Raw genomic sequence first — 26,006 nt, 5'->3', positions numbered from 1 at the left:
GGCCCGAGAAATGACCCTGTCGGCCCGCTACACCGAACTGAGCCGGCTTGCCGACCTCGGCGAAGAGGTCGAGGCAGTGTGGACCTCCGTCAGCGATCGCGCCGGAAGCTACCGTGTCTTGCCGGATGGTCGTTGCGACATCATTCTCAGATTCGATGCCAAGCAAAGGCCGATCGTTGAGATGGCCGTAGTCGTCACCGGTCCGACAACGCGTTTTTACGATGTGCCGATCGAACCCGGCATGGGCTTTGTCGGCATCCGCCTTCGACCGGGCTGTTTCGAGACCGTTCTCGGCTTCGAGCCGGCGGAACTGACGAACGCCAATCTGATTGGCCCCGACGCACTTGCGGCATGCCCCGATCTGAAATCGCTCTGCCTGCCTGCTCGCGACCAGAACGAGCTCGTTGAGCGCCTCACAGGTTTTCTCCGGCGTCGCGCCGCCGACAGTCGCTTGAAGCCGGCGCCGCTGAGCCGCGGCGTGATTAGCGCCATTCACGCCTCCGGAGGCCGCCTGCGCATAAGTGACGTCGCCGATATGCATGCTATCTCGGAACGGACAGTGCAGCGCGTCGTCTTCAAGGCAACGGGGCTTGCGCCGAAGACCTTTGCCGCAATCCTGCAGTTCCACCGCGCCTTGCGGCTGCTTCGGGATCACCGTCTGAGCCCGGCAAGCGCCGCGCTGGAGGCGGGTTTTTCGGATCAGGCGCATATGAGCCGCGTGTTCCGTCGCATGGGAGGTTTCTCGCCGGCGCGACTTCCCGATGTCACCCTCGTCAGTTTGGGCGACTGATGTCCGATTTGTTCAAGATCGCATTGGAGCACGGTGTATGATTGGCCACTAGGCGGGGCCGGCTCGTTGCCCTGGTCCCTGTTCACGGGCCCTTGTCTGGAGATGTTCGATGGCTGCACGCCTTGGCTACACGATCCTTTATGTTGCCGATGTCGAGGCGACCGTCTCGTTTTACGAAGCTGCCTTTGGCCTGCCGCGCAAGTTCATCCATGAGAGCAATCTCTACGCCGAAATGGACACGGGCCAGACAACCCTCTCCTTCGCCGGCGAGGCCATGGCGGAGATGAATGGCCTGGCCATTCGCGCCAACCGCAAGAACGACGTGGCGGCGGGGTTCGAACTGGCGCTGATCTTTCACGATCCCCAGGAAGCCTATCTCAACGCGGTTGCCGCCGGCGCCACGCCGGTCAAGCCACCGGAAAACAAGCCGTGGGGGCAGATTGTTGGTTATGTCCGCGATCTCAATGGTTGCCTCGTCGAGATTGCCTCGGCCATGCCGGACTGACCCTCCCGCACAACCAATCGACACCTTAGAAGAGGCCGACGGATGCGTCCGACAACTGCATCTCCTTGCATCACGACGAAACGCGTCGCCGAGACGCGCGAATTTTACATCAGGCATTTCGGCGCGCGCCCCGCTTTCGATTGCGGATGGTTTGTCAGCCTTGAATTTGGAGAAGGCCTGTCACTGCAGTTCATGGAGCCGCAGGGGGACCAGCCCTTATGCAATACGGCGGGGCTGACCTACAATTTCTGCGTTGAAGACGTCGATGACGCGCATCGGCTGATGACGGAGGCCGGGCTCGTGCCTGTCATGCCAATCGAGGACCATTCTTGGGGTGATCGTGGCTTCGCGATCCAGGACCCCAATGGCATCGCGCTCTACATCTACTCCAATCGGGAGCCATCTGCCGAGTTCAGGCAATTTTACGCGCCACGAGTTGCCCATGACCGGTAGTCGCATCCAGGCGTTCCTCGACGATCTGCGCGACCGTCACGCAGACCACTTCGCAATGGTGTCGCGCTGCGCGAGATCGTGCTGCAGTCCGCTCCGTCCATCGCCGAGGAGATCAAGTACGGCGGCATCCTGTTTTCGTCGCGGGCGGCGTTTTGCGGTGTCTTCCCATATGCCGGTCACGTCACGCTGGAGTTCAGCGCAGGTGCGTCCTTGCCGGATAGGTACCGTCTGCTCCAGGGGCAAGGCAAGCTGCGGCGCCACATCAAGCTCTTTGCGGTTCCGGATATTCAGGACCGGCATGTGGCAGAGTATGTCGAACTGGCGCGCCAGGCTGCGGATGCGTGATGTCGCTTGCACCATCGGTCGGTGGACCTGAGCGACGCTACTCTGGCTCACTCAATGATGCGTCAGTGCCTTGTTCATCGGCTCCCAGTACATCTTCGTCCAGCCTTCATCGAGCATGGCGTGCGTCGACCTGGGGTAGCCGCTCTGGTCGAACACAAGCCTGGTTCCCGTGCCGTCGGCCTGCAGCTCAAAGCGCACGATCGAAAAGATGCCTTCGGGCCACGCGCGCGAACGCCATGTCTGGACGATGCGGCGGTTGGGCACGAGCTCGATGTTGCGGGCCTCGATGTCGCCACCGAAGATCGACACCTCGCCGCCCTCATGCGTCGAGATATGGGCCGATCGCCCGCCCGTCATCGCCTGGAACCGGGCGGAGTTGAGAAGCAGGTCGTAGATGTCCTTTGGCGTGCCCTTGAGATGCACTTCCTGGTGAATGGTCATGGCGACCTCCCTGATTGTCGAGGAAGCGGCGTCCTGTTCATCGACCATCCAAGAATATTTTCCGCCTGTCGGGCACAACCGTCAACGGCAACATGCGGTCTCGACGCAGCGGCGTTTCAAAATCTCCTGACAGACCCTTGGCAGGAGATTGTTTGCAGTTTCGCGGTTCGGTTCGTATTTGCGCAGAGCCCGTGCGTCCGGACGGACGCACAAGGGTCGGCGCGGGGGCGCTGAACAGGGACGAAACCGATGATGGAAGACCAGACGCAAGCCGCCCCGGCGCTCAAGGAGATTTTCGATCGGGACCGGCTTCGCCATATCGCTGACGAAACGGCCTCCATCTCGCCTGCTTTCGATGCGGAAAAATTCCTTTCCCTGGCGACCGAGAACCTCGATGAACTCGGTATCATGCAGCGTTTGCGCCAGACGGCAACGAGCTTGCATGGCAGCCTGCCCGGCGGCTTCGAGCACGCGATCGAAGTGCTGCACGAACTGGCGCCGCGCATCCAGCATGGCTTCGCCTCGATCGTGCTTTCCGAATATGTCGCACTGTACGGCAAGGGCCACTTCGATCTGTCGATGCAGGCGCTGAGCTCCTTCACCCGCTTCGGTTCGGCCGAGTTCGCCATCCGTCATTTCCTGGCCAAGGATTTCGACAGGACGCTTGAGGTGATGCATGGCTGGGCGCTCGACGACAACGAGCATGTGCGACGCCTGGCCAGCGAGGGTTCGCGCCCGCGGCTGCCGTGGTCGTTCCAGCTCAAGCAACTGATCAAGGATCCGTCGCCGACGGCGCCGATCCTCGAGGCGCTCAGGAGCGACCCGAGCCTCTATGTGCGCAAGTCGGTGGCCAACCACCTCAACGACATTTCCAAGGATCACCCCGACAAGGTCATCGACCGCGTCTCAGGCTGGGACATGGACGACAGGAACACTGCCTGGATCGTCAAGCATGCGCTGCGCACGATGATCAAGAAGGGTGACGCGCGGGCGCTTGGCGCGATCGGTACGACGGGCAAGCCGATGGTGCGTGTCGACACCTTTGCGATCCAGCCGGCTGCCATCCTGCTCGGCGGCCGCATCACGCTCAAGGCCAGCATCGCCTCGACCGCCGAGACGGTCCAGCAGCTGGTGGTCGACTATGCCGTCCACTACGTCAAGAAAAGCGGCGGCAGCTCGAAGAAGGTGTTCAAGCTCAAGGAAATCAACCTGGCGCCGGGCGGCCAGAAGGAGCTTTCGATCAGCCAGGCGGTGCGCGACTTCACCACGCGCAAGCATTATCCCGGCCACCATCTGGTAGAACTGATCGTCAATGGCGAGACGGTGGCCGAGGGTGGGTTTGAGTTGAGGGGCTGACCTGCGCTAGGCGCGACGCCTACGCCTCCCTCCCCCATGAGGGGGAGGACATCGACGCATCGTTCCAATTCCTCGACAGGCGCGGCATCGGCTGTTAGAAGCCCGCCATCACAAGGAATCCCCGATGGCTGAAGACATCGAAAAGGCGGTGGCGCGCCGCCGCACCTTCGCGATCATCGCGCACCCTGACGCCGGCAAGACGACGCTGACCGAAAAGCTGCTGCTGTTCGGCGGCGCGATCCAGCTCGCCGGCGAGGTCAAGGCCAAGAAGGACAAGATCCAGACCCGCTCCGACTGGATGAAGATCGAGCGCGAGCGCGGCATCTCGGTCGTCACCTCGGTGATGACCTTCGAATATGGCGACAACGTCTTCAACCTGCTCGACACGCCCGGCCACGAGGACTTCGCTGACGACACCTATCGCACACTTTCGGCGGTTGACTCGGCCGTCATGGTCATCGACGCCGCCAAGGGCATCGAGCCGCGCACGCTGAAGCTGTTCGAGGTCTGCCGCCTGCGCGACATCCCGATCATCACCTTCGTCAACAAGATGGACCGCGAGGCGCGCAACACCTTCGAGGTCCTCGACGAGATCGAGGAGAAGCTGGCGCTCGACACCGCTCCGATCACCTGGCCAATCGGCCAGGGCAAGACCTTTGCCGGCACCTACCACCTCGCCCAGAACGCGGTGCGCCGCGGCGACGACGAGAAGGAGCGCACCGAGGTCCATGGCCCCGATTCCAACCGCGCCGCCGGCCTTCTGCCCGACAACGATCGCCCCGCCTTCATCGAGGAGCTGGAACTGGCCCGCGAGGCCTGCCGGCCCTTCGATCTCCAGGCGTTCCGCGAAGGCCACCTGACGCCGGTCTATTTCGGCTCGGCGCTGCGCAATTTCGGCGTCCGCGACCTGATCGAGGCGCTGGGCGAATTCGGCCCGGCACCACGCGCCCAGGAGGCCGACACGCGCAAGGTCGAGGCGACGGAGGAGAAGATGACGTCCTTCGTCTTCAAGATCCAGGCCAACATGGACCCCAACCACCGAGACCGCATCGCCTTTGTCCGCGTCTGCTCGGGCGAGCTCAAGCGCGGCATGAAGGCCAAGCTCGTGCGCACCGGCAAGCCGATGAGCCTGTCGGCGCCGCAGTTCTTCTTCGCCCGTTCGCGCATCACCGCCGACGAGGCCTATGCCGGCGACGTGGTCGGCATTCCCAATCACGGCACGCTGCGCATCGGTGACACGCTGACCGAGGGCGAGGACATCCTGTTCCGCGGCGTGCCCAACTTTGCGCCGGAAATCCTGCGCCGCGTGCGCCTGGGCGACGCGATGAAGGCCAAGAAGCTCAAGGAAGCGCTGCACCAGATGGCCGAAGAGGGCGTCGTCCAGCTGTTCCAGCCGGAGGACGGCTCGCCTGCCATCGTCGGCGTCGTCGGCGCGCTGCAGATCGACGTGCTCAAGGAGCGGCTGTCTGTCGAATACACGCTGCCTGTCGATTTCGAGATGGCGCGGTTTTCGATCTGCCGCTGGATCGATGCCGACGATGCGGCCGACCTGCATCGCTTCATCGAAAGCCATCGCGGCGACATCGCCCGCGATCTCGACAACGATCCGGTGTTCCTCGCCCAGCACGAGTTCTCGCTCAACTACGAGGCCGAGCGCTGGAAGATGATCCGCTTCGCCGCCATCAAGGACTATCAGGTCCGCGACAAGGTGGCGTAGCCGAGACTTTGCCGCCTTCTGGTGAGCCCGCTGGCCAAGGCTGGCGGGTGCATTTGCGTGACCACACCCGACATATATTCATGCTGCCATCGAGAGTATTTGGTTTCGCCCAATGGCGACATTTGAGCCGGAATTTTCTACTGGCCTATTCTATTAAATTACTGGAATATATATTCGATTATATAGGTCGGGTTGCAGCGCCCAACGAATGTCCATAGCGCTCATAGATTAGAGCGAGCTTGCGAAGGGCGGGTCACTGCCTTCGGCGGGTGCGAAGCACGGGCCAGCGCCGGTGGAGGCAAATGAACGGAATTGAAAAGCAGGAATACGATTCCACTGGAACAGGTGGAGGAAAGCTGGCTGCGCGCCTGGGTCAATGAGGGCATCATCACGGTCCAGGAATTCGAAACCGAAATGCGGCGGCGGGCGCCATCCGTAGTTTCAAGCCAATCCGGGGAGGTTGATGATGTTGAGCCGCCCCGCTCCGCGTCGAGCGACTAAAGCCCTTCAACGCAACCAAGTCTGTCGATGCGTTGCGTTTCGTCATTCCGTCATGCAAATCGCCTATTGGCATCGCAGCGCCGCCGTCCGCCCGTGGTCCAACCCATGGCGCGTGACAGGGCGGCACCGGAGATGTTCAATGCGCCGTTGCCTGCCAAGGGTCCCGGCGCCGCCGGGCGGGGGTCTGGCATGGAGGATATGACGTCGCATGATGGTTTCAGCATTGATCGAGCGTGAATTGACCCGTGTCGGCGCGCCTGTACGCAACGGGGTGTTCGTCGCCGTCGTTGGTCCCAGCGGCGCCGGCAAGGACACGCTGATTGCCTATGTCCGCGAGCGCCTGACCGACGACGACCATGTCGAGTTCGCCCGCCGCGTCATCACCCGCAACAGCGACGGTGCCACCGAAGACCACGACACGCTGGCCGATGCGGCCTTTGTCGACGCCGAGGCGTCAGGCGCTTTTGCGCTGTCGTGGGAAGCGCATGGCCTGCGCTACGGCATTCCGGCGTCGGTCGACGACGCGATTTCAGTCGGCCACGTCGTCGTCGCCAACACCTCGCGCGGCGTCATTCCGGCCCTGCGCGCGCGTTACGCCCATGTAGCGGTCGTTGAGATCACCGCTGCCCCCGAAATCCTCGCGACCCGTCTTGCCGCGCGTGGCCGCGAGTCGCGCGGCGAGGTTCTGGCGCGGCTCGCCCGCACCGCCCCGCACGATCTCTCCGGCCCGGGCCACGTGCTGATCGACAATTCCGGCACGCCCGAGATTGCCGGCGAGAAGTTCCTGGCCGTTCTGCGCCGGTCCGTCGCCTATTCGGATGTCTCCGGGCTTGTCTAAGCTTGCTGCGTAAGCATAAGCTTACGTTTTTCGCAAATTGATGCGCAGCATGTGATTGTCCCAGACATGCTGCGCATCGTCTGTTTCCTTGCCGCCGGGCGCGACAATAAGGCCGGCGCCGGTCGTGGCGAGGAAGCCGTCGCCGTCGGGCGCGAGGCCGCAGACCTCGACCAGATCGTTCTTCGCCACCACCTTGCCAGTCCTCGCCTCGATCGTCGCCCAGGCGTTGCCCTGTGGCGAGGAGACGGCAATCAGCCCGGCACTGCGGTTGGCCGCCACCGAGCCGATATAGTTGCGGAAGCCGCCCAAGATGCTCTCGGGCATTTCGAGCATCTCAAGCTCTTTGCCGCGCGCGGCGCGTCCGACCAGCAGCGGCTTTTCGCTGGCAGGGCCCTCGTGCTGGCAGCCGAACCACACGGTGCCCTGGGCGTCGATGTCCATGTGCCGGATCGACAGCTGGTGCAGTTTCTCAGGCAGCTCGTGCTTTTCGATGAGGTCGCCGGAAACGCGGTCGACCAGCACGAAGGATGGCTTCATGGTCGGGATGTTGAGCTTGGCGCGGCCGAAATCCGGGTGGGTCTCGATGCCGCCGTTGCAGATGGCCAGCGTGCGGCCGTCGCCGAGCAGGATCAGCTCGTGCGGGCCCACCCCATGGGTCGGGAACTCGCTGAGGCGGCGGAAGCCGTCGCGGGTGTCATAGACGCCGACCATGCCGGCGGCGTTGTCGAAGTCGTTCTCTGTCACGTAGAGCAGTGCGCCGTCGGGCGAGAACACGCCGTGGCCGTAATAGTGGCGGCCGGCGATGCTCGGGATGGTCAGCGGCTCCTCCCGGCCGGTGTGGTCGAACACCAGCATGAACGTGCCCGGCTGGCGGGCAAACACCACCGACTTGCGCGAATTGGGATCGAAGGTCACGTCGTGGCCGCGCTCGGGCAGGGCCACGCTGTGCAGGATCTTGCCGGCCTCCGACAGCACTGCGACGCCGTATTCGCCTGAGCGTGCTTGGTAAGCAGTGGCGAACATAGCGTCGGTGTCGAGCGCCAGCGCACGTTTCATCGGGGCGAGCGCCATCAGGAAGGACGTACCTGCGGCCTTGAGGAAGTCGCGGCGATCGAACAGGGGCGTGCGCATCGCCGAACCCTCAGTCGCCGTCGAGAGAGGAAAAGCCCGCGGTGAGGCCGAGCGCGCCGGCAAGGCGCGTCCCGAACAGTTCGGACAGGCTCGAAGTCACCACGCCGAAATAGCCGAGCTTGCCGCGCTTTTCGGCGTCTGCGAGCGCGGCATCGATCGGGCCGGAGACCGCAGCCACAGCGTTCTGCGCGTTGGCGAACTCGAATTCGATCGACTGGGCAACCCACTGGGAATCGTCGGATAGCAGGCTGCCGAACTTCGAGGCGTCGAACAGCGCCTTCATGCCTGATATGTTGCCGCCGAGCGAAGCAGCAGTGCCTTGCGAGCGCCAGTAGAGCGCCTGTTTCGGCTTGTCGGCTTTTGCCTCCTCGCCGAGGAAGCCGTTGACGCGCACGTCGCGCACCAGTTCGAGCCCGTTGACATAGACTTCGAGCAATTCGGTGACCGCTTCGGTCGCATCGCGGTAGAGCGGGTTTTCGGCGCCCGGATGCTTCCATTGGGCGACGAAACCCTTGTCGTCGCGCCACGCGGCATCGACCTCGGAGGCTATCGAGCCGATGTTGCCAGAGATCGCCTTGCCATAGGCGCAGCGATAGGCGCCTTCGGCCCCGGTGAGCTCGTCGGCGCCCGTGCCGAACAGCACGAACTCCAGCGCGCCAAGGCCCTGCATGGCGACGCTCTTCTGTGCCAGCCTGGCCGCGTCGGTCGCCGTTTCGTCCTTGTCGGCCAGCGCCGCCTGTACCTGCTTGAGGCCGGTGCCCTTGCGGTCCGGCCAGAACAGGATGCGTTCGAGCCGGTTCTGCTCGGTGATCGGGCCGAAGCGGATAATTTCGATTTGCGACCATGTGGCCGTGGTTGCCGAGAACTGTGCGCGTGCGGCATCCAGATTGCCGTCCGACGGCGCCGCGCAGAGCGTAGCCAGCGACTTGCCAAGGGTTCCGGTCGCCTCGACCAGCTTGCCATAGGCGGGCCGGATGAAACCCTCGATGGCGCCTGAGATCACCTTGTCCGAAGCTTCGTTAGCCTGGGCCGCAGGCAGGGCGACGAAAAGCGCGAGGGATGCTGCGAGGACAATCCTAGCCATCAGAGCGACTCCAGGAATTTGATCAGGGCGTCACGGTCGGAAGCAGGCAAGGCTGCGAAGCGGTCGCGGGCGGCCTGTCCTTCGCCGGCGTGCCACAGGATGGCTTCGGTCAGGTTCCGCGCCCGCCCGTCATGCAGGAAGAAAGTGTGGCCGTTGACGGTCCGCGTCAGCCCGATGCCCCACAGCGGCGGCGTGCGCCATTCCCTGCCGGTGGCGTCGCCGACCTGCTGGCCGTCGGCGAGATCCTCGCCCATGTCGTGCAGCAGGAAGTCGGAATAGGGCCAGATCAGCTGGAAGGCCTGCGCCTTGTTTGGCGTGTCGCGCCGGGTGACGAATTTCGGCATGTGGCAGGACGCGCAGCCCGCCTCGTAGAACATCTGCTTGCCGCGCAGCACCTCCGGCTTGTCGATGTCGCGGCGCGCCGGCACGGCGAGGTTCTGCGAATAGAAGGTGACGAGGTTCATGATCGGGTCGGGCGCCTCTGCAGGCCCCAGCCTGTCCTGCACGCCATTGGGCATGGCCAGGCAGTCGCCTTGCGCCTTGGTGCAATCGCCCCAGTGGCGCGGCACGTCGGGCGTCGAGATGCCGATGTCGCCGGCGAACGCGTCGGCCGACTGCTGCCGGATCGACGGCGCCGATGCCTTCCAGCCGAAGCGGCCAAGTGTCAGTTCGCCGGTCTTGTGGTCGCGGACGATGGAGGGCCTGCCGGAGATGCCGTCGCCGTCCTTGTCGTCGGGATCGGCGTTGGCAAGGATGTCGGCGGGGTGGATCTGCTCGACGAGCCCGAGGCCGATCATCTGCGGCGTGACGCGCGGCGACAGCGTCGTCTTGGGGTCCATCGGACCGTAGCCGAGGTCGGACACCGAATAGCTCGGCCAGCGCAGCACCATCTTGGTGCCGCCGGCCAGCTCGACCGGGAACTGCTGGTAGGAAATGACCATCCGGCCTTCGCCCCTGAGCCCAGGCACGGCCAGGTCCTGGAACTGGCCGCCATAGACCGGGTCGGGGAAGTTCAGCACCTTGCGCTCGGCCAGCGCGGCTTTTTCCTCCTCCGTCTCGGCCGGGCGTGCCAGCCTCAGGAACATCGAGGTGGCATCGACATTGCCCTCCGGCGGATGGCCGCGGCCGTCCTTCAGGTGGCAGCTCTGGCAGGCGCGCGCATTGAACAGCGGGCCGAGGCCGTCGGAAGCCTGCGTCGAGGATGGCGACGACACCCAGAGCTTGCGGAACATGCCGTTGCCGAGCTTGAAGGTGCCCTCTTCCTCGAAGGTGATGTTGGCGGAAGAATGCGAGAATGCGTCCTGGTTGACGCGCTTCTCCGAGGTGCCGGCGCCGCCCTGCATCAGCTCGAACTGCTCGGGCCTGGAAAAGTCGGTCGTCGGCCTGACGACCCTATCGACGCGCGCCTTATCCTTGGGATTGAGGTCGTGGCGTTCGGTGGCCAGACCGGGCGAAACCTGTTCGCCCGCGGCCGAAGGTACGGCCGCGGCGATCAGGATCAGGCCCGAGGCAACAACGGTGCGAAGCGCCTTGGCGCTTCGCGTCTCGTTGGCTTGTTTGGTGCTGACAGCTGCACCCGGCAGCTTGCGGCGCGTAGTCAGAAAAGTGCGCCGCATTCCGGCATGTCCTATTCGGCCTTGTCAGCTGTCTCGGCGTTGAGCTGGCCGTACTTCTCTTCGCCGATCTCGTTGAGCAGCTGCAACTGCGTCTCCAGGAAGTCGATATGGCCTTCCTCGTCGGCAAGCAGCTCCTCGAAGAGCTTCATGGATACGTAGTCGCCGTGCTGGGAGCAGACGTCCCGTGATTTCTTGTAGGAGGTGCGGGCGTCATATTCGCCGGCAAGATCGCTCTCGAGCACTTCCTTGACGTTCTGGCCGATGCGCAAGGGGGCCAAGGACTGCAGGTTGGGGTGACCTTCGAGGAAAATGATGCGCGCGACAAGCTTGTCGGCGTGGTGCATCTCCTCGATCGATTCCTCGCGTTCCTTCTTGGCCAGCTTGCCGTAGCCCCAGTCTTCGAGCAGGCGGTAGTGCACCCAATATTGGTTGACCGCGCCGAGTTCGAGGAAAAGCGCTTCGTTAAGCCGCTCGATGACCTGTTTTTCGCCCTTCATTGATCCTACTCCCGAATTGGACCCGCAACTCTCTCACACGATCCATGTGAGAAACGATATCCACCCCACTCGCCTCAGTACGAGCGTGATAGGCTTCGGTTACCCGAATGATCGTTTCGACCACATTTGGAAAGCAGCCGCAACAGCGCCCGCGCTTTTGCAGCGTGTGATAGACCTTTGCCGGCACGATCAGGGACCACGGATCCCTGTCCAGGAGTTCTATGATCGTATCTTCGATCTCCCTTTGGGTGATCAGGTTGCAATGGCAGATCAGCATGACTTGCTCTGGGATGGCTGGCGGCGCGCATCGTGCGCGCCGCGTGGCTTGAATTATCTAGGTACGGCAGGCGCTCACTGGAAGACCTTGTCCGGAGCGTCGAGGCTGTCCGAGCCCTCGAAGGCGATGGCATCGAGCTTGAGCGTCGCCACGGCGCGCTCGATCGACTTGGTCTGGTCGACAAGAGCGTCGATTGCCGCCTGGACGGTGGCGTTGCCCTCGGCATTGCCTTCGCCGATCTGCTGGTCGTAGGCCTCGCCGCCGACGGCACGAGCCTGGATCGCTTCCATCTTGGCAACCGTGGCGTCCAGCTTGCCGGACAGTTCGGTGTCGATGGCGGCGTCGGCTGCCTTGACCATGTCGGAGACCGACGGTCCCTCGACGGTCGAACCGTCGATGCGCTTGTAGCTGCCGTGATAGGCGTTGCGGATGCCGACCGCGTCGTAGAGATGCGAGATGTGCGTGTTGTCGGAGAAGCAGTCGTGCTCTTCCTCCGGATCGTGCAGCAGCAGGCCGAGCTTCATGCGTTCGCCGGCCAGTTCGCCGTAGGACAGCGAGCCCATGCCGGTCAGGATGGTCGAGATGCCGGCATTGGCCTCGCCGTCGAGCAGCGCCTTGCGCGCGGCACCGTCGGCCTTCCAGTTGCCGACCATCTCTTCGAGATCGGCGACCAGGAGGTCGCTTGCGGCCGCGAGATACTGGCCGCGGCGGTCGCAATTGCCGCCGGTGCAGTTGGCCGTGTCGTAGTCGGTGTAGGGGCGGTTGCCGGCACCGGGGCCGGTGCCGTTGAGGTCCTGGCCCCAGAGCAGGAATTCGATGGCGTGGTAGCCGCTGGCGACGTTGGCCTCGATGTCGCCGGCCTCCTGCAGCGTGCCGGACAGGAATTCAGGCGTGATCTTCGAGGCATCGACCTTCTGGCCGTTGATCTCGATCGACGGGTTGGCGATCACGTTGGCAGTGTAGAGCTTGTTCTCGTCGGATTCGGTGCCGTAGGCCTTGTCGACATAGTCGATCAGGCCTTCGTCGAGCGGCCAGGCGTTCACGCGGCCTTCCCAGTCGTCGACGATGGAATTGCCGAAACGGTAGACTTCCGTCTGCTGGTAGGGGATGCGGGCAGCCTTCCAAGCTTCGCGCGCCACAGTGAGCGTTTCCGCCGACGGCTTGGCTATCAGCGCCTCGACCGCGGCGTCGAGTGCCTTGGCTGATGTCAGCGAGTCCTCGTATTTGGCCAGTGCGATGTCGGAATAGGTGGCGAGCACGGCCTTGGCGTCGGTCTCGGCCTTCGCCGGCAGCACGAAGATCGCGGCGGTCAGCGCGCTCGTCGCCGCAATGGCGGCAAGCCTGCCGAAGTGCCGGTTGCGCGAGATGGATGCAGGCATGGTCTCTCCTCAGTGAACCAGATGGCGCTGACGCGCGCCGGAATATCGTGTGCCGACAGCCACTTGCTGCATCGGCGGCATGGATTCGAATGAAAGCTCAGGGGTGGCCGGGCTTCGGACATGCGCACGGTTTGAAGCCCGCTCCGGGCTCGGCAAGACCATGCTGCAAACAGCCGTGCCGTGGCACGGTTCGACGAAGGCAGGCACCCGGTAGGCTCCAATCGAAAGGGTTAAAGGCCCAGACATCAAAGACAGGCGCGGTAAAGCACGGCTTCATAAAAGCGTTGCGTCTGCAAAAGTCAACGCAAAAGCCGCAAAAAGCGTAGCAGGATCAATAGTTTAGAATTATTCTAAACTAATTTTGTCCAGTTTGTGGCGCCGAGAAGCAGCCAAGTCGTTGATTTGTCGAGAGACGCATTGGACCGACGGCATCCTGCCGAGCAACGCCTGCGACAACGCGTAGCGGCTCGGCAATGCGGCCGGTGCAGGCAAAATGCCGCCTTGCGCGCTTGACAGGCCACCATCTGGCTGTCACCCCAAAATCTGCCCCTGGCCCCTTGTGCCCGTGCGGGCCAACGGCCATTTCCCCGGTTGATCCCCAACAGCGAGGCGGGCATGAAGAACGGTGTCGTGATTGTCGGTGCAGGCCATGCTGGGGTCCAGGCCGCCGCCAGCTTGCGCGAGGAGGGCTATGACGGTCCGGTCATCCTGCTCGGCGACGAGAAGGAACTGCCCTACCACAAGCCGCCGCTGTCCAAGACCTTCATCAAGGATCCGGCGGCCCAGCCGCAGCCGCTGCGCGGCGAGGTCTTCTATACTGGCCACACCATCGATTTCCGCCCGGGAACGCTGGTGGAGCGCATCGACGCCGGTGCCAACAGCCTGGCGCTCGCTGGCGGCGAGAGCCTCGCCTACGACCACCTGATCCTTGCCACCGGCTCGCGGCCGCGCATCCTGCCCTTGCCGGGCGCCGATCTTGCCGGCGTGCTGTCCTTGCGCTCGGTTGCCGACGCGCGGCTGATCCGCGACCATAGCGCTGCCTGCGAGGACGTCGTCGTCATCGGTGGCGGTTTCATCGGCCTGGAGATCGCAGCCACGCTCGCCGCCGGCGGGCGTCGCGTCACCGTGGTCGAGGCGCTCGACCGGCTGCTCGGCCGCGCCGTCGCTCCGCTGATTGCTGAGCATGTGCGCCAGCGGCTTGAGGCGTCGGGCGTCCGCATCCTGCTCAAGACCACCATCGAGCGCATCGAGGGCGAGGGCGGCCATGCCGCCGGGGCGCTGACTTCGACCGGCGAAAGGCTGCCGGCGAAGATGGTCATCATCGGCATCGGCGTCGTGCCCAATGTCGAACTTGCCGAGACCGCGGGCCTGGCGATCGCCAACGGCATCCGCGTCGACCAGGCGATGCGCAGCTCCGTCGCCAACATCCTGGCGGTGGGCGACAATGCCAGTTATCGCCACTGGCAGACCGGTGGCGATGTGCGGCTGGAATCGGTGCAGAACGCCACCGACCAGTCGAAGCTCGCCGCCCGGACCATCGTCGGCCATGGCGGCGACTACAGCGCCGTGCCGTGGTTCTGGTCCGACATCGGCGACATGAAGCTGCAGATGGTCGGACTGACGTCCGGCAGCGACCGGCAGATCCTGTCGGGCGACCCGGCCGAGAACCGCTTTTCGGTCTACCACTTCATCGGCGACCGGCTGGCGGCGATCGAATCCGTCAACCGCCCCGCCGATCACATGCTCGGCCGCAAGATGCTCGGCCTCGGCTTCTCGCCGACGACGGAGCAGGTGGCGGGTGGCGCCGAGGCGCTGAAGGCGGCGCTGGCTGCGCAGCCGCCGGGCTGAGGCACTTCGCTCGCCATCCAACCTGGAATTCGTCGAAAGCTGGGTATCTTCTCCCATGGTCGACGGGGGAAGGTGGCTGGCGGCGGCCGAACGAAGGGCTCCCCCAAAAAACCTCATGGTGAGCCTGTCGAACCATGGGTTTTGGGGCAGGCAGGACATGGCTCCCAGCGCCCTCGTGGTTCGACAGGCTCACCATGAGGGCTACTGACATGCCCTGCCTTGCTCGCGGATCGAGGCCTCGAGGATGTCGAGCGCCTCGGTCATCACCTCGTCCTGGATGGTGATCGGCGCCAGGAAGCGGATGACGTTGCCGTGGACGCCGCAGGTGAGCAGGATCAGGCCTTTTTCCAGCGCCTTGAGCCTCACCGCATTGGCGAAATCCGCCGAGGGCAGCTTCGTCTTCGCATCGTTGAACTCGACGGCGTTCATGAAGCCGGGGCCGCGGATGTCGGCGATTTCGGGCACGTCGTCGCGCAGCGATTCCAGCCGCTGCTTGAGCCGCGCGCCGAGCTGGTTGGCGCGGTCGCACAGCTTCTCGTCCTCGATCACGTCGAGCACGGCATGCGCCGCGGCAATGCCGATCGGGCTGCCGCCATAGGTGCCGCCGAGGCCGCCGGGATTGGGCGCATCCATGATCTCGGCGCGGCCGGTGACGGCGGCGAGGGGGAAGCCGCCGGCCAGGCTCTTGGCCATGGTCATCAAGTCGGGCGCGACGTCGTGATGGTCCATGGCAAACATCTTGCCGGTGCGGGCGAAGCCGGTCTGCACCTCGTCGGCGATGAGAAGCATGCCGTGCTGGTCGCAGATCTTGCGCAGCGCCGTCATGAAGTCGCGTGGTACCTCGTAGAAGCCGCCTTCGCCCTGGACCGGCTCGATGATGATGGCGGCGACGCGCGCGGGATCGACATCGGCCTTGAACAGCCGGTCAAGTGCGGCCAGCGCGTCGGCGACCGTCACGCCGTGCAGCGGCACGGGGAAAGGCGCATGGAACACGTCGCCCGGCATCGCGCCGAAGCCTGCCTTGTAGGGCTGGACCTTGCCGGTCAGCGCCATGCCCATGAAGGTGCGGCCGTGGAAGCCGCCGGCAAAGGCGATGACGGCCTGCCGGCCGGTGGCGTTGCGGGCGATCTTGATGGCGTTCTCCACCGCCTCGGCGCCTGTCGTGACGAAGACGGTGCGCTTGTCGCCCTTCATCGGCGCGATGGCATTGAGCCTTTCGCCGAGCCGGACGTAGCTCTCATAGGGCACGACCTGGTGGCAGGTGTGGGTGAAGCGGTCGAGCTGCGCCTTGACCGCTTCGATGACGCGCGGGTGGCGGTGGCCGGTGTTGACCACGGCGATGCCGGAGGAGAAGTCGATGTAGCGGCGGCCCTCGACGTCCCAGATCTCGGAGTTCTCGGCCCGGTCGGCATAGACCTGCGTCGTCATGCCGACGCCGCGGGCGATGGTCTGCATCTTGCGTTGTGAGATTTCGGCGTTCTTCATCGCTCGTCCTCCAACCTTGTGGGCGCCTTGCACGCGCCAGACCGACGCCATTTCTGCACCTCTCCTGGTTTTTCACAAGCCGTCATGACGGACGAAGGCCTCGGTTCCCGATGGCAGCAAAAAAATTGCCGACGCCATGTCGGAATTGCGCATACTCGCGCGTCCTAGTCATGAAGGAACTGAATCGATGCTCTACGCGATCCTCTGCTACAACAACGAAGACGTGGTCTGTGCCTGGTCCAAGGAGCAGGACGACGAGGTGATGGCGCGCCTTCAGGTGGTGACCGAAAAGCTGGCCAAGCAAGGCCGCCTCGGTCCGGTCGCGCGCCTTTTGCCGACGACCGCCGCCACCACCTTGCGCAAGACCAAGGACGAGCCGCTGGTCATCGACGGCCCCTTTGCCGAAACCAAGGAGCAGTTCCTCGGCTTCTACGTGGTCGAATGCGCCACCCTCGACGATGCCGTCGATGTCGCCAAGGAGCTTGCCGATGCCAATCCCGGCGGCGGCTCTTATGAACTGCGCCCGATCGGCGCCTATTTTCCCGCACGAGAGGCTGTATGACCGACCCGGCCTGGATCAACACGGCACTGTCTTCGGCACGGCCCCAGGCCGTGGCGGCCCTACTGCGCTACTTCCGCGATCTCGACACCGCCGAAGAAGCGTTCCAGGAGGCCTGCCTGCGCGCGCTGCGCAACTGGCCGAAGAACGGTCCGCCACGTGATCCGGCCGCCTGGCTGATCTTCGTCGGCCGCAACTCCGGCATCGATGCCGCCCGCCGCCGCAACAAGCAGGCACCGATGCCGCCGGAGGAAACCGTCTCCGACCTGGAAGACGTCGAGGGTGCTGTCGTCGAACGCCTCGACGGCGCACATTACCGCGACGACATCCTGCGGCTGCTGTTCATCTGCTGCCATCCCGACCTGCCGGCGACCCAGCAGATTGCGCTCGCCCTGCGTATCGTCTCGGGCATCCCGGTCAAGCAGATCGCCCGCGCCTTCCTGGTCGGGGAGAGTGCCATGGAACAGCGCATCACCCGCGCCAAGGCGCGCATCGCCAATGCCGATGTGCCGTTCGAGGCGCCAGGGCCGGTCGAGCGCTCGGAGCGGCTGGCTGCGGTGCTTGCCATGGTCTATCTCGTCTTCAACGAAGGTTATTCGGCAGGTGCGACCGAGATCGCCAACCGCGCCCCGCTCTGCGAGGAGGCGATCAGGCTGGCGCGGCTGCTGCTGCGCCTGTTCCAGACCGAACCGGAGGTGATGGGCCTGACGGCGCTGCTGCTTCTCCAGCACGCGCGCGCCGCCGCCCGCTTCGATGCCGAGGGCGAACTGGTGCTGATGGACGACCAGGACCGCAGCCTGTGGAACCGGGCGCTGATCGACGAGGGCCTGGCGCTGATCGACAAGGCAATGCGCCATCGCCGCTCAGGTCCCTACCAGATCCAGGCCGCAATCGCCGCACTGCACGCCCGCGCCGCGCGGCCCGAGGACACCGACTGGGCCGAGATCGACCTGCTCTATTCGGTGCTGGAATCGATGACGCCGTCGCCGGTGGTCACGCTCAACCGGGCTGTTGCCTATGCCAAGCTGCGCGGCCCGGAAGCGGCGCTGAAGCTGATCGAGCCGCTGGAGCCCAAGCTCGCGGGCTACTTCCACTTCTTCGGCGTCAAGGGTGGGCTCCTGATGCAGCTCGGACGCGCCGAGGACGCGCGCGAGGCGTTCGGCCGGGCGATCGCGCTCGCCAATACCGCGGCCGAAGCCGCTCATATCCGCATGCATCTCGACCGCCTGTCGGCCGAGAGCCTCCCGCGCGACGGCATCTCGGCTTAGTCAGTTTCCGCGCAGGTCGAGATCGCCCGCGCGGCTTCTGTTCGGCTTGGCTTCGTCGACTATCAGCGAAGCCAATATGGGAAGTGTCTATCGTCCCCCTCGACGGGAGCAGGTGGCAGTGGCGTCTTCTTGTCGTCCGGGACGTCCACGACTTTGCGATAGAGGTGCCAGGTCGCGTGGCCGAGCACCGGAATGACGATGGCGAGGCCCGCCAGGAACGGCACGGACCCGATCAGCAGCGCGACCGCGACGATCAGGCCCCACAGCAGCATCGGAACCGGATTATCCCGCACCGCCCGTGCCGAGGTTTCGATCGCGGCATAAGCACCGACATCGCAGTCGAGCAGCAGTGGGAAGGCGACGACAGTGGTGCAGAGCACCACCAGGGCGAACAGGAATCCGATCAGATTGCCGAGCACAATCAGCGTCCAGCCACGCTGGGTGGTGAAGAGATCGCTGAAGAACGCTGCCGTCGACTGCGGGGCGTCCGGCCCGTAAAGCCAACCGTACAGCCCCTGCGCGACCAGGAGCCAGGCGACGAAGAGCACGAGCAGCATGATGCCGATGGCCACCATTGCAGGAATGGCTGGCGACTGCCTGACATCGAAGGCATGCTTCCAGGACGTGTCGAGGTTTTGCTCGCGCCGTCGGCTGATCTCGTAAAGGCCGATGCCGGCGAATGGCCCGAGCAAGGCAAATCCCGACATCAGCGGGAAAATGAGCTGCAGGGCGTTGCCGCCCGATGTCCATGTGATCAGAAACACCCCGACGATCGGGTAGATCAGGCACAGGAAAACGTAATGCGACGGCTTGTCCCAAAAGTCTTCGAAGCCACGTCGCAGAGCATCAAACACATCCGCGACCGTTATCCGGCGGATGGCGGGATGCTCGAGCGTATTGGTGGCGCCTGCGTACACATGGAAGCTTGCCATGACCACTCCTCCTTGGGGTGGGTCGCGGCCCGGGCTCGGCATGAGTGGTCACACCAAAACCGCGACCTTCACCATCTCAAATATAACGTGCTTCGAGCGATTTGACGACTCTCGCCGAACGTGTGCGGGGCTCCACGCAAGGTCATCGAATACAGTGGCCATACCCGTTCGTCAGGGCTGCTACCTTCGCGCCGTGTCAGGCGCTGTAGCGCCGCGGGAAGGTCGAGATCGCCCGCGCTGCCGTCTCGACGCCGCGCGCAAGCGCTGCGCCGAGCGATCCGCCCTTTGCAAGGGAAGCGAGGAAGGCGGCATTGAAGGTGTCGCCGGCGCCGACGGTGTCGATGACCTCGACCCTGGGCGATGCTGCATGAAAGTGCTCGCCGCCGGCATAGGCGTGGGCGCCCTGCGCGCCGTCCTTGACCACCAGCGTATGCGCGGCGCCGATCTGCCGGACGAGTAGGGCGGTAGCAGTGTCAAGATCGTCGACGCCGGCTAGCCCCTTGGCCTCTTCGGCATTGATCAGCGAGATGTCGGCGGCGGCGATCCAGTCGCTGACCTGCTGCTTGTTCGCCTCGGTCCAGCCGACCGGCGGCCAGCCCGGGTCGATGGCGGTGCGCCAGCCTTTTGCCGACAGCGCTTCGAGGAGCGTCGTCGTGCCGGCCTCGATGCGCGGCATCAGGTGCCCGCCGGAAATGAGCGCCAGGGCATTGTCGCCCGGGGCCTGGGGCAGCCGCTCGATCAGGTCCTCGAGGCTGGCACGCTGCAGATGTCCCGGCGTGGTGAAGAACACCCGGTCGCCGCCCTTGTGGACGATGCCGACCGTCAGCGTCGTGTCGCACGGCTCGACGATCCATTCGCACGAGGCGGCATCGAACTGTCCGCTCAGCCACGCCCCGTTCGGGTCGTTGCCGACGGATGCGATCATCAGGTGGGCTTCGCCCATCCCGGCCAGCGCAAGTGCGGTGTTGCCTGCGGAGCCGCCCGGCCGCATCTCGGAACGGTCGACGACCACTTCGGTGCCGACGGCCGGCCAGCCGTCGACTTCGCCGAGCACCAGGTCGACATTGACATTGCCGAGAACGAGCAGCGTCCGAACGGTCATAAGGTCTGCCTATGCTATTGCAGCATCCGCCCCGATGGGAGCGGACGCTCGTGTGTCAGTGTCGGTCACGCGCCGGTGCGCGCGACCACCGGCACATAGTTTTCGAGTTCAGGGGCAGGGAAGCTGACTGTTCCGTTGATCTCGGCAGAGCGATAGAGCCCCATCAGGATCTCGACCACCGCAAGCCCGTCGTCGAAGGTTTCGATCGGCTTCTCGCCCTTGCGGAAGCACTCCACCATGTGACGATTCTCGTCGGTATAGCCGTAGATGCCGGCTTCGTCTTCAAGAACCGGCATCAGGCCCTGTTCGGCATTCTGCTTTTCGACCAGGTCCTCGCCTTCGGCGCCCTTGACCTCGCGCGACATGAACACCTTGAGACCGGTGTTGAGCGAATTGAACTCCATCGCGTATTCCGGCCCGAGCAGTTCGAGCTGGATGCGCAGTCCGGCGCCGACATAGGCCCACGAGGTCGTCGCCTCGATCACCAGCTCGTTGCCGTCCTCGTCCTCGAGCAGGATGGTGCCGCGGGCGAAATCCTCGGACGGGCGGTTGCGGTAGTCGACCTCGGTGCCGAAACGCTTCTTCAACTGGTCGGCATAGTTTGGCCGCGTCCATTTGAGGTTGGCGACGGTGCCGCTGACCGACTTGATGGTCAGCGACTTGCGCTCGGCACCAGGCTTGGTCAGCAGGTGCCGCGCCACCTCGACGCTGTGGCACATCATGTCGGACAGGACGCCGCCGCCCTGCTTGTCGCCCTGCCAGAACCAAGGTTCGTGCGGGCCGGAATGTTCTTCCGCGGCGCGCGCCAGGTAGGGCCGGCCGGTGGCCGAGGCGGCGCGGCGCCAGATGATGTCCTTGCCGCGGATGACCGGCGTGCAGAACACCTGGTTTTCGAGGTAGCCGTGGTTGAGGCCGGCGTCGTCGGCTAGGCGCAGCATCTCGCGCGCCTCGGCGATGGTCCGGGCCAGCGGCTTTTCGCAGGCAACCGCGATGACCTTGCTGCGGCCTGCCTTCACCTCTGCGTGCAGCGTGCGCATCACGTCGAGGCGCGTGTAGTTGGGCGACAGGATCCAGATCGCGTCGACATCGTCGGCATTGACCAACGATTCCAGGCTGTCGTGGCTGGTGCACTCGCCGAGGCCGAGTTCAGCGACGCGGTTGGCGAAGCGGGCACGGTTCTCGGCCTTACGGCTGTAGACGCCGGTGACGTCGACATTGCGCACGCCGAGCATGCCCCTGAGGTGGAACTCCGCGATGAAGCCGCTTCCGACGAAGCCGACGCGCAGCCGCTGTTTGGGCAATCCGGTCATGGTCGATCCCTCATTTCCTGGTAACTGAAATCATTTCGGCGCTGGCGCCGTGGTGCCGCGTATCTTCAGCGTCGTCGGCAGCATCGCCGGCTTGCGCGGCGTCAGCCCGCCGGCAAGCATGTCGAGCAGCATGTTCATGGCGGCGCGGCCGATCTCGGCTCGCGGCTGGCTGACGGTGGTCAGCGGCGGGTAGAAGGCCTCGCTGAGGAACAAATCGTCGAAGCCGACGACGGAGACGTCGCCGGGTACGTCGAGGCCTAGGCGGCGCAATTCATGGATCACGCCGAAGGCCATTTCGTCGTTGGCGACGAAGATCGCCGTCGGCGGCTGCGGCAGCTCGAACAGTTCGCGGCACAGCCGCTGGCCGGTGTGCAACAGGTAGTCTCCGACCGGCTCGTAGCTGTCGGGGATCGCGAGCCCGGCCGCCTGCATGGCGGCGCGGTAGCCGTTGCGGCGGCTGACGCTCATGATCTCCGGCACTGGTCCCGAAATGTGGGCGATGCGCTTGTGGCCAAGGCCGATCAGGTGTTCGACGGCGTCGCGCGCGGCGCCCTCGTTGTCGATCATCACATGCGGGAAGCCGGCATCGCGGATCTCCTCCAGCGCCACCACGATGGGCGCGTCGGCGACCGAATCGAGAAAGCCTTCGCGCGCCGGCAGCTTGCCGGTCATCAGGATCATGCCGTCGGCATGGCCATCGCGCAGCATGTCGAAATACTCGACCTCGCGGTCGGAGTCGTTTTCGGTGTTGCCCATCAGGACGGAGTAGCCGGCGGCGCGGGCGGTGGCTTCGACGCCTTTCAGGATCTCGAGATAGAATGGGTTGCCGACGTCGCGGACCACCATTAGCACCGCCATTGCCCGTTGCGTGCGCAGATTGCGGGCGCTGACATTGGGCCGGTAGTTCATCTCGCGGGCGACCTCGCGGATGCGGCTGAGCGTCGGCTCGGCCACCAGTCCGCTGTCGGACAGCGCGCGCGACACGGTAGCCGCGGAAACACCCAGCCGCTCGGCGATGTCCTTGATCTTGGGCCGCTCGTTCATCCGCGCATCGCCCGCCCGCGTCCATAGAACAGCATCAGCAAGAGCAGCGTGGCGCCGAACACCATCTGCCGCCCGGATTCGTCGATGTGCACCGTGGTCAGGATGCCTTGCAGGATGACCAGCAGCAGCGCGCCCGCCATGGTGCCGGTGTAGCCGCCCTTGCCGCCCGACAGCGGCGTGCCGCCGAAGACGACGGCGATGATCGACGCCAGCATGTACTGCTCGCCGACATTGGCGAAGGACGAGCCGGAATAGCCGAGCAGGCAGATGCCGGTGATGGCCGCGAACACGCCCGACAGCATGAACAGCGAGATGCGCATCGCCCTGACCGGCACGCCGGCCATGTAGGCGGCCTGCTCGTTGGAGCCGATGGCATAGATGCGGTGGCCGTAGACGGTGCGGGTCAGCATGAAGGCCATCAAGAGCCCGATCGCCACCCACAGCCAGATGATGCCGGGCAGGCCGAGCAGGAAGGGCTGGGTGACGAAGCGCGACAGGCCGGGTGCGGCGAAGCCCGAGGGGATGCCGTTGCGCACCACCACCAGCAGGCCCTGCAGCACGCCGAGCATGCCGAGCGTCATGACCAGCGGCGGGATGCGCAGAAGCGTCACGCCCATGCCGTTGATCAGGCCGATGAAGGCGCCGGCCGCCATGCAGGCGAGCACCGCCGGCACGATGGCGCTGTCGGCGCCGTTCATGACGTTGCCGGCGATGATGGCGCTGAGTGAGATGACGCCGCCGACCGACAGGTCGATGCCCTCGCGGCCGCCGAGGATGACGAGGTTCTGGCCGGCGGCGACGATGCCGAGCAGAGCCGCGACGATCAGCAGCCTGAGGATCTGCTGGGCCGAGGCGAAGCCCGGCGAGAGCGTTTCGCCGAGGATCAGCAGTGCTGCGATCAGGATCAGCGCCACGACCAGCGGCTGCTTGAGGAAGGTCAGAACGGGCGACGGCGCCGGCGCCTTGGAGTGGGTCTGGGTCGTGGCGGTCATGCGCGTGCCCTCCGGCCGACGAGCACGCCGGCCATCAGCGCGATCAGGATGGCCAGGCCCTGCACCAGGTTCTGCCATTCCGACGGCGTTCCGACGAAGAACACCAGCGAGTTGATGAGGCCGATGATCAGCGCCCCGATGATCGAGCCGACGACGGTGCCGAAGCCGCCCGACAATGCGCTGCCGCCAAGCACCACGGCCGCGACCGAGAACAGGGTCATCTTGCCGCCGACGAGCGGGTCGCCGCTGGCGGTGTCGCCGGTGATGCAGAAGGCGGCGAGTGCCGCGAACAGGCCGCAGAGCGCGTAGCCCTGGATGCGGATCCTGGTCACCGGCAGGCCGCTCTGGAAGGCTGCCTGCGCGTCGTCGCCGACGGCGAGCAACTGGGTGGCGAGACGAGTGCGCGCGAGCACGTAGAGCACGATGGCCAGCAAGACCGCGGCGTAGAAGACGAACGGGATCTCGAAGAAGCGGCCGCCATAGGTACGCCAGAACGCGGCCGGTGCCGGCGTGCCGGCGACAGGCATCACGTAGAGCGCCAGGCCGGTGAAGAAGATGCTGGTGGCGAAGGTGGCAACGATCGCCTGCAGCCTGAGTGCTGCCACCACGATGCCGTTGACGATGCCGCAGGCCAGTCCGGTGAGCAGGCCGACGCCGAGGGCCACGACCACCGAAAAGCCGCTGCCGCCCATCTTTTCCATCAGCACGACGATGACGACATTGACCAGCGAGACGATGGCCCCGACCGACAGGTCGATGTCGCCGGCATAGACCACATAGGTCTGGGCGATGGCGAGCATCATCAGCGCGAGATAGGTCTTCACCAGGCCGGTGATGCCGATGAAGCTGATGCTGCGCGGCTGGTAGAGGCCGTTGAGCGCCAGCAACACCAGCGCGATCAGCAGTGCCGGCAAGAAGGGGTAGCGCTCGACGAGGCGCTTGAGCCCGCCGCCCGGCTTTTGCGTGGAAATGGTCGCGGTTGTCATCACGCGGCCTCGTAAGCTGCCTGGTAGAGATTGTAGCGCGTACGGTCCGCGCCGGTGAGTTCGCGCCGCACCGAGCCGCCATTGAAGACGAGGATGCGGTCGGCATTGTTGAGCAGCTCGGCATCCTCGGAGGAATAGAGCACGATGCCCATGCCCTCTTCGGCGAGCTTGCGGATCAGCGAAAACAGGTCCGCCTTGGCCGACAGGTCGATGCCCTTGGTCGGATCGTCGAGCAACAGGACGTCGGGCCGGTCGATCAGCCAGCGGGCGATGACGATCTTCTGCTGGTTGCCGCCCGACAGCGAATTGATCGGATGGCTGAGCCCGCCGAACTTGGTGTGCAGCGCCTCGAGCGCCGGCTTCACCCGTGCCGCCAGCGCTGCCGGTCGCGCCAGCTTAAGCTTTTGCCGGAGATAGTGGATCGGCGTGGCGTTTTCGATGATCGGCCGGCCTTGGATGATGCCGTCGCGGCTGCGGTCGCCGGAGACATAGGCGAGGCCGCGCCGGATGGCGGTGCGTGGATTGGACGGCGTGAAGGCCGAACCCCCGAGCGTGATCGTACCGCCCGCCGCCGGGTTGGCGCCGAAGATGGCGCGCAGCACCGCTGACTGGCCCTGGCCGTGCAGGCCGCCGAAGCCGAGGATCTCGCCCTTGGCGACCTCGAAGCTGACATTGGCAAAACCCTTGCCGGAGAAGTTCTCGGCCTTGAGCACGGCCGCCTTGCGGTCGGTCGCCGCGGCCGGCGGCGCGCTGGCACCGGCGGCAAGCTCGTCCTGGCCGCCGACCATCAGCCGGATCACGGCGGCCGGGTTGGTGTCGGCGATGTTTTCGGTGCCCACCGTCTCGCCGTCGCGGATGACGGTGACGCGGTCGCCGATGGCGAAGATCTCGTCCATGCGGTGCGAGATGAAGATGATGCTGCGGCCCTCGGCCTTCAGGCCGCGCAGGATTTCGAAGAAGCGGTCGACCTGGGCCCGGTCGAGCGCCGAGGTCGGTTCGTCGAAGATGGTGATCGGCGCTTCGGTTGCCAGCGCCTTCATGATTTCGACCAGCTGGCGCTGGTCGGCGCGCAGGTTCTCCACCACCGCTTCCGCCGAAAAGCCTTCGCCGGCAACCGTTTCGAACAGGGCGATGTAGTGCGCGGCGCGGGTTTCCAGTGCCTTGCGGTCGACGAAGATGCCGCCCGGCATGTCGGGCAGGCAGATGTTCTCCGCCACCGTCCGGTGCCCGGCCAGGCTGAGCTCCTGGTAGAAGATGCCGATGCCGTGCTCGCGCGCCGCATGCGGACCGGTGATGGTCACCGGCTTGCCGTCGATCAGGATTTCTCCGCCGTCCGGCCGCACGCTGCCGGCCAGCACCTTGCATAGCGTGCTCTTGCCCGAGCCGTTGGAGCCGATCAGCACATGCACTTCGCCGGCCTCGACCGTCAGGTCGCCGCGGCGCAAGGCCAAGGTGGCGCCGTAAGCTTTGCTTACGCCGCGCATGATGAGTTTCGACATGGTGGTGGCTTTCCGGTGCTTCGTCGGTCGGGGGACGCGCGGCTGTTTTCA

Annotated in this window: 25 protein-coding genes; 10 read left to right on the top strand and 15 right to left on the bottom strand. The window is 65.0% G+C overall.

What is annotated here, in order from left to right:
* Positions 1-10: 10 nt before the first annotated feature.
* The 4 genes from CO731_RS02495 (at position 11) to CO731_RS02480 (ending at position 2,093) form a co-directional block, all read left to right on the top strand.
* Positions 11-790: a helix-turn-helix transcriptional regulator gene (locus CO731_RS02495; protein ID WP_108605808.1), complete on the top strand. Its 780-nt coding sequence runs from the start codon at positions 11-13 to the stop codon at positions 788-790.
* Between the two features lie 109 nt (positions 791-899).
* A complete protein-coding gene (locus CO731_RS02490) occupies positions 900-1,295 on the top strand; it encodes a VOC family protein (RefSeq protein ID WP_108605807.1) in 396 nt (131 codons plus the stop codon).
* Positions 1,296-1,337: 42 nt separating this feature from the next.
* Positions 1,338-1,748, top strand: a complete 411-nt coding sequence (locus CO731_RS02485; protein ID WP_108605806.1) for a VOC family protein — start codon at positions 1,338-1,340, stop codon at positions 1,746-1,748.
* Between the two features lie 66 nt (positions 1,749-1,814).
* Entirely contained in the window at positions 1,815-2,093 is a 279-nt protein-coding gene (locus tag CO731_RS02480; RefSeq protein WP_343207458.1) for a DUF1801 domain-containing protein, read from the top strand.
* Positions 2,094-2,144: 51 nt separating this feature from the next.
* Here CO731_RS02480 and CO731_RS02475 read toward each other — a convergent pair whose 3' ends face one another.
* On the bottom strand, positions 2,145-2,534 hold the full coding sequence (locus CO731_RS02475) for an SRPBCC domain-containing protein (RefSeq protein WP_159091534.1): 390 nt from the start codon (positions 2,532-2,534) through the stop codon (positions 2,145-2,147).
* A 249-nt stretch (positions 2,535-2,783) separates the two neighbouring features.
* Between CO731_RS02475 and CO731_RS02470 the strand changes: the two genes are divergently transcribed.
* The 3 genes from CO731_RS02470 (at position 2,784) to phnN (ending at position 6,946) form a co-directional block, all read left to right on the top strand.
* A complete protein-coding gene (locus CO731_RS02470; protein WP_108605804.1) occupies positions 2,784-3,890 on the top strand; it encodes a DNA alkylation repair protein in 1,107 nt (368 codons plus the stop codon).
* A 124-nt stretch (positions 3,891-4,014) separates the two neighbouring features.
* Positions 4,015-5,607: a peptide chain release factor 3 gene (locus CO731_RS02465; protein WP_108605803.1), complete on the top strand. Its 1,593-nt coding sequence runs from the start codon at positions 4,015-4,017 to the stop codon at positions 5,605-5,607.
* A 709-nt stretch (positions 5,608-6,316) separates the two neighbouring features.
* Complete coding sequence (phnN, locus tag CO731_RS02460; protein ID WP_108605802.1) at positions 6,317-6,946, top strand: phosphonate metabolism protein/1,5-bisphosphokinase (PRPP-forming) PhnN; 630 nt, start codon at positions 6,317-6,319, stop codon at positions 6,944-6,946.
* Between the two features lie 21 nt (positions 6,947-6,967).
* On the opposite strand, the gene CO731_RS02455 is transcribed toward phnN, so the two are convergent.
* The 6 genes from CO731_RS02455 to CO731_RS02430 form a co-directional block, all read right to left on the bottom strand.
* Positions 6,968-8,077, bottom strand: a complete 1,110-nt coding sequence (locus CO731_RS02455; RefSeq protein WP_108605801.1) for a DUF1513 domain-containing protein — start codon at positions 8,075-8,077, stop codon at positions 6,968-6,970.
* Between the two features lie 10 nt (positions 8,078-8,087).
* A complete protein-coding gene (locus CO731_RS02450) occupies positions 8,088-9,161 on the bottom strand; it encodes an imelysin family protein (protein WP_108605800.1) in 1,074 nt (357 codons plus the stop codon).
* Positions 9,161-10,777: a di-heme oxidoredictase family protein gene (locus CO731_RS02445; RefSeq protein ID WP_108605799.1), complete on the bottom strand. Its 1,617-nt coding sequence runs from the start codon at positions 10,775-10,777 to the stop codon at positions 9,161-9,163. The genes CO731_RS02450 and CO731_RS02445 overlap by 1 nt, the downstream gene beginning before the upstream one ends.
* An 11-nt stretch (positions 10,778-10,788) precedes the next feature.
* Positions 10,789-11,274 (bottom strand): bacterioferritin, encoded by a 486-nt coding sequence (gene bfr, locus CO731_RS02440; protein ID WP_055972116.1) that lies wholly within the window; start codon positions 11,272-11,274, stop codon positions 10,789-10,791.
* A complete protein-coding gene (locus CO731_RS02435; RefSeq protein ID WP_108605798.1) occupies positions 11,240-11,551 on the bottom strand; it encodes a (2Fe-2S)-binding protein in 312 nt (103 codons plus the stop codon). Before CO731_RS02435 ends, bfr begins: the two co-directional genes overlap by 35 nt.
* A 74-nt stretch (positions 11,552-11,625) precedes the next feature.
* On the bottom strand, positions 11,626-12,930 hold the full coding sequence (locus CO731_RS02430; protein WP_108605797.1) for an imelysin family protein: 1,305 nt from the start codon (positions 12,928-12,930) through the stop codon (positions 11,626-11,628).
* A 615-nt stretch (positions 12,931-13,545) separates the two neighbouring features.
* Here CO731_RS02430 and CO731_RS02425 point away from each other — a divergent pair.
* Complete coding sequence (locus tag CO731_RS02425) at positions 13,546-14,778, top strand: FAD-dependent oxidoreductase (protein WP_108609588.1); 1,233 nt, start codon at positions 13,546-13,548, stop codon at positions 14,776-14,778.
* Positions 14,779-14,979: 201 nt separating this feature from the next.
* On the opposite strand, the gene CO731_RS02420 is transcribed toward CO731_RS02425, so the two are convergent.
* Positions 14,980-16,263, bottom strand: coding sequence for a 4-aminobutyrate--2-oxoglutarate transaminase (locus CO731_RS02420; RefSeq protein ID WP_108609587.1), 1,284 nt, complete (start codon positions 16,261-16,263; stop codon positions 14,980-14,982).
* Positions 16,264-16,450: 187 nt separating this feature from the next.
* On the opposite strand from CO731_RS02420, the gene CO731_RS02415 reads away from it, so the two are divergent.
* Complete coding sequence (locus CO731_RS02415; protein ID WP_108605796.1) at positions 16,451-16,825, top strand: YciI family protein; 375 nt, start codon at positions 16,451-16,453, stop codon at positions 16,823-16,825.
* Positions 16,822-18,090: an RNA polymerase sigma factor gene (locus tag CO731_RS02410; RefSeq protein ID WP_108605795.1), complete on the top strand. Its 1,269-nt coding sequence runs from the start codon at positions 16,822-16,824 to the stop codon at positions 18,088-18,090. Before CO731_RS02415 ends, CO731_RS02410 begins: the two co-directional genes overlap by 4 nt.
* Before the next feature lie 62 nt (positions 18,091-18,152).
* Here CO731_RS02410 and CO731_RS02405 read toward each other — a convergent pair whose 3' ends face one another.
* The 7 genes from CO731_RS02405 to CO731_RS02375 all read right to left on the bottom strand — a co-directional run bounded on the left by CO731_RS02405 (position 18,153) and on the right by CO731_RS02375 (position 25,955).
* A complete protein-coding gene (locus CO731_RS02405) occupies positions 18,153-19,022 on the bottom strand; it encodes a DUF2189 domain-containing protein (RefSeq protein WP_108605794.1) in 870 nt (289 codons plus the stop codon).
* A gap of 196 nt (positions 19,023-19,218) precedes the next feature.
* The gene (locus tag CO731_RS02400) at positions 19,219-20,124 is read right to left on the bottom strand and encodes a carbohydrate kinase family protein (RefSeq protein WP_108605793.1); all 906 of its coding nucleotides are present in this window, start codon (positions 20,122-20,124) and stop codon (positions 19,219-19,221) included.
* Positions 20,125-20,189: 65 nt separating this feature from the next.
* Positions 20,190-21,434: a Gfo/Idh/MocA family oxidoreductase gene (locus tag CO731_RS02395; protein ID WP_108605792.1), complete on the bottom strand. Its 1,245-nt coding sequence runs from the start codon at positions 21,432-21,434 to the stop codon at positions 20,190-20,192.
* Positions 21,435-21,464: 30 nt separating this feature from the next.
* Positions 21,465-22,478 (bottom strand): LacI family DNA-binding transcriptional regulator, encoded by a 1,014-nt coding sequence (locus CO731_RS02390; protein ID WP_108605791.1) that lies wholly within the window; start codon positions 22,476-22,478, stop codon positions 21,465-21,467.
* Positions 22,475-23,470 carry an ABC transporter permease gene (locus CO731_RS02385; RefSeq protein WP_108605790.1) on the bottom strand — a complete coding sequence of 332 codons (996 nt, stop codon included), beginning with the start codon at positions 23,468-23,470 and terminating at the stop codon, positions 22,475-22,477. The genes CO731_RS02390 and CO731_RS02385 overlap by 4 nt, the downstream gene beginning before the upstream one ends.
* Complete coding sequence (locus tag CO731_RS02380; RefSeq protein WP_199914543.1) at positions 23,467-24,459, bottom strand: ABC transporter permease; 993 nt, start codon at positions 24,457-24,459, stop codon at positions 23,467-23,469. Before CO731_RS02380 ends, CO731_RS02385 begins: the two co-directional genes overlap by 4 nt.
* Positions 24,456-25,955, bottom strand: coding sequence for a sugar ABC transporter ATP-binding protein (locus tag CO731_RS02375; RefSeq protein WP_108605788.1), 1,500 nt, complete (start codon positions 25,953-25,955; stop codon positions 24,456-24,458). The genes CO731_RS02380 and CO731_RS02375 overlap by 4 nt, the downstream gene beginning before the upstream one ends.
* Between the last annotated feature and the right edge of the window lie 51 nt (positions 25,956-26,006).

This window comes from Aminobacter sp. MSH1, from assembly GCF_003071665.1.
Classification (GTDB): Bacteria; Pseudomonadota; Alphaproteobacteria; order Rhizobiales; family Rhizobiaceae; genus Aminobacter; species Aminobacter niigataensis.
Note: the sequence above shows the minus strand (reverse complement) of the source record. Positions and strands in the feature narration are given on the sequence as shown.